This is a genomic window from Thiohalocapsa sp. (genome assembly GCF_019695415.1).
In the GTDB taxonomy this organism is placed as follows: Bacteria; Pseudomonadota; Gammaproteobacteria; order Chromatiales; family Chromatiaceae; genus Thiohalocapsa.
The window spans coordinates 5,498-10,460 of the sequence record NZ_JAIFKJ010000625.1 but is presented as its reverse complement, the minus strand read 5'-3'; the positions used below and the strand labels follow the sequence as shown (position 1 = coordinate 10,460).

Sequence of the window (4,963 nt, the reverse complement as noted above, 5' to 3'; positions counted from 1 at the left end):
CGCACGGCGCGGTCGTGGCCCACCAGCAGTCGTGCCTCCCGACGGCGGCGGACGCCGGCGCACTACGCGCCGATGCGGCGGGCGTGCGGGATGGCCGCATCGTCGCGCTCGCCATGGGCGCGGGCCATGAGCTCGAAGAGGGCACCCAGGTCCTGCGAAGCGGCGGCCCGCAGGGCAACGGCGTCGCCCGGGCGTTGCCGTTGCAGCTCCTGCTCGACCACGTCGGTAATGGCGAGGAAGGGCGCCGCCGGCAGTCCCGTATCGAGATCAGCGGCCTTGGGTGCGGACGCCAGGGCATGGCTCAGGGGATGACGCGGGGCACCGTCGATGGTGCGACGGATCTCGTCTCGCCACCAGTCGAGCTTCAGGCGTGCGACCCCGGGGTCCGAGACCTCGTCCAGGATGGCGCGCACCTCATGCCGCCAGCCCGCCAGGGCGGCCAGCGCATCGCGCAGCCGAGCCGGTGCAAAGCGCACGGCATAGTAGAGGCTCGAGCCGGGCGGGGTCGCGCGGTTTGGATACTGCCACTCGGCCCGGCCGGCTTGCCTTTCGGGCGCGGTCATCGTCTTGTCGGTGGCATGCTCTGGCTCGGGCGGTCGCTGCACAGCTTGCCGCTGATCGAGCATCGGCGCTCAGGCAGCTGGGTGGTGTTGGTGCGGCCTCAGGCCGCCCGCGGTGGGCATGATGGCGGAGCCGTCGGCGGGCGGTCGCCGGTGAGCCAGTCCAGCACGGCGAGTGGGTGCTCGGCGAGGCCGTCGGCGCCCCAGTCTCGCGGGTGGCTCTCGATGCCGAGATAGCCCCACCCGGCCGCGAGGGTCGCCATGCCGGCGGCGCGCCCAGCCAGGATGTCCCGGGCGTCGTCGCCCACGTACCAGCAGCGGGCGGGCTCCAGATCCAGCAGCGCGCAGGCGTGCAGCAGCGGGTCCGGATGCGGCTTCGGCCGCGCTGCGGTGTCGCCGCTCACCACACACGCCGGGGCCGGCAGCGGGTTCATGGCCGCGAGCAGCGGTTCCGTCAGCCATCCCGGCTTGTTGGTGACGATGCCCCAGTCGAGGCCCTGGTCCACCAATTGCCGGATCAGCGACTCCATACCGTCGAAGGGGCGGGTGTGGCAGCAGATATCGGCGGCATAGATGTCCAGGTACTCGGCGCGCAGCTCGGCATAGCCCGCGTCGTCCGGTGTGAGGTCGAAGCCTACCTTGAGCAGCCCGCGGGCACCGCTGGAGACGTGCGGACGGATGCGCTCCGCCGCCAGCGGCGCGCGGCCGTGGCAGGCCAGCAGGGCATTCAGCGCCGAGCCCATGTCGGCGGCCGTATCGGCATAGGTGCCGTCCAGGTCGAACAAGACGGCGGCCGGCGTGACGGCGGATAGCATGGCTTGTGTCAGCTGTGGGCAGGCCGGCGGCAGGCGGCCATGTAGTTGACGGAGATGTCCTTCGGCGCCAACCGGTAAACGCGGGTCACCGGGTTGTAAGTGAGGCCAGTGAGCTCGACGATGCGAAGCGGCGTGGCTCGCACCCAGCGGTCAAGCTCCGCTGGGCGGATGAAGCGGGCATAGTCGTGGGTGCCATGTGGCAGCAGGTTCAACAGGTACTCAGCACCGATGATGGCGAAGAGATAGCTCTTCGGGTTGCGGTTGAGGGTGGAGAAGAACACGTGTCCGCCCGGCCGCACGAGCCGCGCACAAGCCGCCACCACCGAGCCCGGGTCCGGTACATGCTCGAGCATCTCCATGCAGGTGACCACATCGAAGGCGCCGGGCATCTCATCCGCCAAGGCCTCGGCGGTGGTCTGCCGGTAGTCCACCTCCACGCCCGTCTCCAGCGTGTGCAGCTCGGCGACCCGCAGCGGCTCCTCGCCCATGTCGATGCCCGTCACCTCGGCGCCCGCGACGGCCATGGACTCAGCCAGGATACCGCCGCCGCAGCCCACGTCCAGGACCTTCTTGCCCGCCAGCCTCACGTGGCTCTGCACATAGCCGAGGCGCAGCGGATTGATCTCATGCAGGGGCTTGAACTCGCTCTCCGGGTCCCACCAGCGCGAGGCGATCTCCTCGAACTTGTGGATCTCTGAGGCGTCGACGTTGGGTGCGGTGTCGGAAATGGGCATGGGTCGCTCCGCATGCGGATCGGGTTGCGGGGAAATTGGTAGCGGCTGAGCGGCATTTCACCTGCGTCGCGGACATTTGGCGCCGCGTTAGGGATCAGCTCGGCGGCACGCGATAGCCCAGGAGCCAGATGGGCAGGAGCAGCAGCAGCAGCAGCACGGCGGCGAGGCGCTGCCCGTCGCCGGCGAGCAGCAGCGCGTCCAGCGGGATCATGCAGAGCAGCATGAAGCCGACACTGGCACGCACGCGCGCCCGGGTGGGGTCATCCATCAGGCGCAGCAGGCGGCGCAGCAGCAGAGCGCCGCCGACGGCCGTGAGCGCCAGCGCATACGGGTCAGTGAGGATGCCGAGCGGATACAGCGCCAGGGTTGCCGCCAGCGCCAGAGCCAATGGGATCACGGCGAAGCGCACGCCGCGGCGCGTTGCGGTCAATCCGGCCCGGTGCAGCAGCGCCAGCGCCAGGGTATAGAGCAGCACGGGCAAGGCCAGCAGCAGTTCTGGGATCAGCACCAGCCCAGCGCTCAGGCCCAGCAGCCAGTTGAGCCAGCGGGCCAGCGCGAGCAGGGGAGGCCCGGCCAGGCGGTGCTTGAGTCCGCCGACGTAGGCAAGGATCACCCCTGCCAGCAATAGCGTGAGCAGGAGCGGTCCGGGCCCCGCGAGCACGCCAAAGCCGAGGCCTAGTCCGAGCAGGCCGTAACCCGTCACCCAGGCCGAGCGGGGCGCGATGCGCCCTGAGGGCAGCGGCCGATCCGGGTGGGCCTCACGGTCGCGGGCGAGGTCGAAACAGTCGTTGAGAATCATGCTCGCCCAGTAGAGGCAGGTGGCGATGGCGAGCTGCAGTCCCAGCAGCCGCCAGTGCGGGCTGCCGATGGTGGCGATCAGATGCGCGGCGATCACATTGGACCAGGTCGTGAACAGGAGCGGCATCCGCACCAGCGCCAGCCAAGCGTCAAGCCGAGCCGGCAGGCTCACGGGGGGTATGGTCATGGGTGCGGCGGCTTCCCTGCGCGCAGACTAGAGCGCGGAGATCTTGGTGTGCTGTGCCACCAGCTGCGCCAGCGCCGCGCCTTGCTCGGTAAGGCGCTCCTGCTCCTTTTGCACCACCGCCGCCGGCGCCTTGTCGACGAAGTTGGGGTTGGCGAGCTTGCCCTCGATGCGCGCGATATCGCCGCGGAGCTTGCCGATCTCCTTGTCCAGGCGCTTGAGCTCTGCCTCCTTGTCGATGAGCCCGGCCATGGGGATCAGGAGCTTCATTTCCCCTACCAGTGCGATGGCGGACTCGGGGGCCGCGGATTCGTCGTCGAGGACGGTGATGGTCTCAGTCTTGGCGAGGAAGTCCAGATAGGGCCGGGCGTGCTCGATCCAGGCGCGATCCTGCGCGCTTGCGTTGGCCACCAGCACAGGCAGAGGCTTGCCGGGTGGGATGTTCATCTCGCCCTTGATGCGGCGTACGCCGAGGATGAACTGCTGGACCCATTGGATCTCCGCGACTGCAGCGGGGTCGTCCGCGTCGGCATCGGCAACGGGGTAGGGCGCGAGCATGATGGTCTCGCCGGAAGCCCCTGCGAGCGGCGCCACCTTCTGCCAGATCTCCTCGGTGATGAAGGGCATGAACGGGTGCGCGAGCCGAAGCAGCGTCTCCAGTGTTTGTACCAGGGTCTGGCGCGTGCCGCGCTTGGCCGCAGCGCTGGCGTGCTCGCCGGTCAGCACCGGCTTGGCGAGCTCCAGATACCAGTCGCAGAACTCGCTCCAGGTGAACTCGTAGATGCCCTGGGCGGCGAGATCGAAGCGGTAGCCATCGATGGCCTTGCGCACCTGGTCAATGGCCCGGTGCAGTCGTGCGCGAATCCAACGGTCCGCTGCACTCAGCTCCATGCCCGTCTCGTCACCTGGCTCCTCCGCCCTCGCACCTCGGCCCTCTCCCCCCGTGTTCATCAACACATAGCGGGAGGCGTTCCAGAGCTTGTTGCAAAAGTTGCGATAGCCCTCGATGCGGCCCAGGTCGAACTTGATGTCGCGCCCAGTGGTGGCCAGCGCCGCAAAGGTGAAGCGCAGTGCATCGGTGCCGAAGGCGGGGATGCCGTCGGGGAACTCCTTGCGCGTCTGCTTGGCGATCTTCTCGGCCAGATGCGGTTGCATCATTCCCCTGGTGCGCTTCTCCACCAAAGGCTCCAGCTCGATGCCGTCGATGAGATCGATGGGGTCCAGGACGTTGCCCTTGGACTTGGACATCTTGTTGCCCTGGGCGTCGCGCACCAGCCCGTGGATGTAGACGTCACGGAAGGGCACGTCGTCCATGAACTTGAGCCCCATCATGATCATCCGGGCGACCCAGAAGAAGATGATGTCGAAGCCGGTGATGAGCACCGAGGTGGGATAGAAGGCGCGAAGGCGGTCCGTCTGTTCAGGCCAGCCCAGCGTTGAAAAGGGCCAGAGCGCAGAGCTGAACCAAGTGTCCAGCACGTCCGGGTCCTGTTCCAGCGGGAAGTCCGCGGGCAGGGCGTGCTTGTCGCGGACCTCTTGCTCCGAGCGGCCCACGTAGACGTTGCCCTCGGCGTCGTACCAGGCCGGGATGCGGTGGCCCCACCAGATCTGCCGGCTGATGCACCAGTCCTGGATGTTGCGCATCCACTCGAAGTAGGTGTTCTTCCAGTTGTCCGGCACGAAGCGGATGCGGCCGGTCTCGACGGCCTCGATGGCGGGCTCCGCGAGCGGGCCGATCTTCACGTACCACTGGTCGGTGAGGTAGGGCTCGATGACGGCGCCGGAGCGGTCGCCGCGGGGCACCATCAGCTTGTGGTCCCTGACCCCCGCCAGCAGTCCTTCTGCCTCCAAGTCCGCGACGATCCGCTTGCG

General features: G+C 68.3%; 5 protein-coding genes. All 5 read right to left on the bottom strand.

All coding sequences use genetic code 11. The features are described from left to right. Positions 1-62: 62 nt before the first annotated feature. Positions 63-563: a squalene/phytoene synthase family protein gene (locus I6U14_RS17120; protein ID WP_296900929.1), complete on the bottom strand. Its 501-nt coding sequence runs from the start codon at positions 561-563 to the stop codon at positions 63-65. A gap of 98 nt (positions 564-661) precedes the next feature. Then, on the bottom strand, positions 662-1,375 hold the full coding sequence (locus tag I6U14_RS17115; protein WP_296900927.1) for an HAD-IA family hydrolase: 714 nt from the start codon (positions 1,373-1,375) through the stop codon (positions 662-664). 8 nt (positions 1,376-1,383) lie between these two features. Then, the gene (ubiG, locus tag I6U14_RS17110) at positions 1,384-2,103 is read right to left on the bottom strand and encodes a bifunctional 2-polyprenyl-6-hydroxyphenol methylase/3-demethylubiquinol 3-O-methyltransferase UbiG (protein WP_296900931.1); all 720 of its coding nucleotides are present in this window, start codon (positions 2,101-2,103) and stop codon (positions 1,384-1,386) included. 100 nt (positions 2,104-2,203) lie between these two features. Next, positions 2,204-3,094 (bottom strand): UbiA family prenyltransferase, encoded by an 891-nt coding sequence (locus I6U14_RS17105; protein ID WP_296900925.1) that lies wholly within the window; start codon positions 3,092-3,094, stop codon positions 2,204-2,206. Positions 3,095-3,121: 27 nt separating this feature from the next. Then, on the bottom strand, positions 3,122-4,963 hold a 1,842-nt coding region (locus I6U14_RS17100), incomplete at its 5' end, for a valine--tRNA ligase (protein ID WP_296900923.1).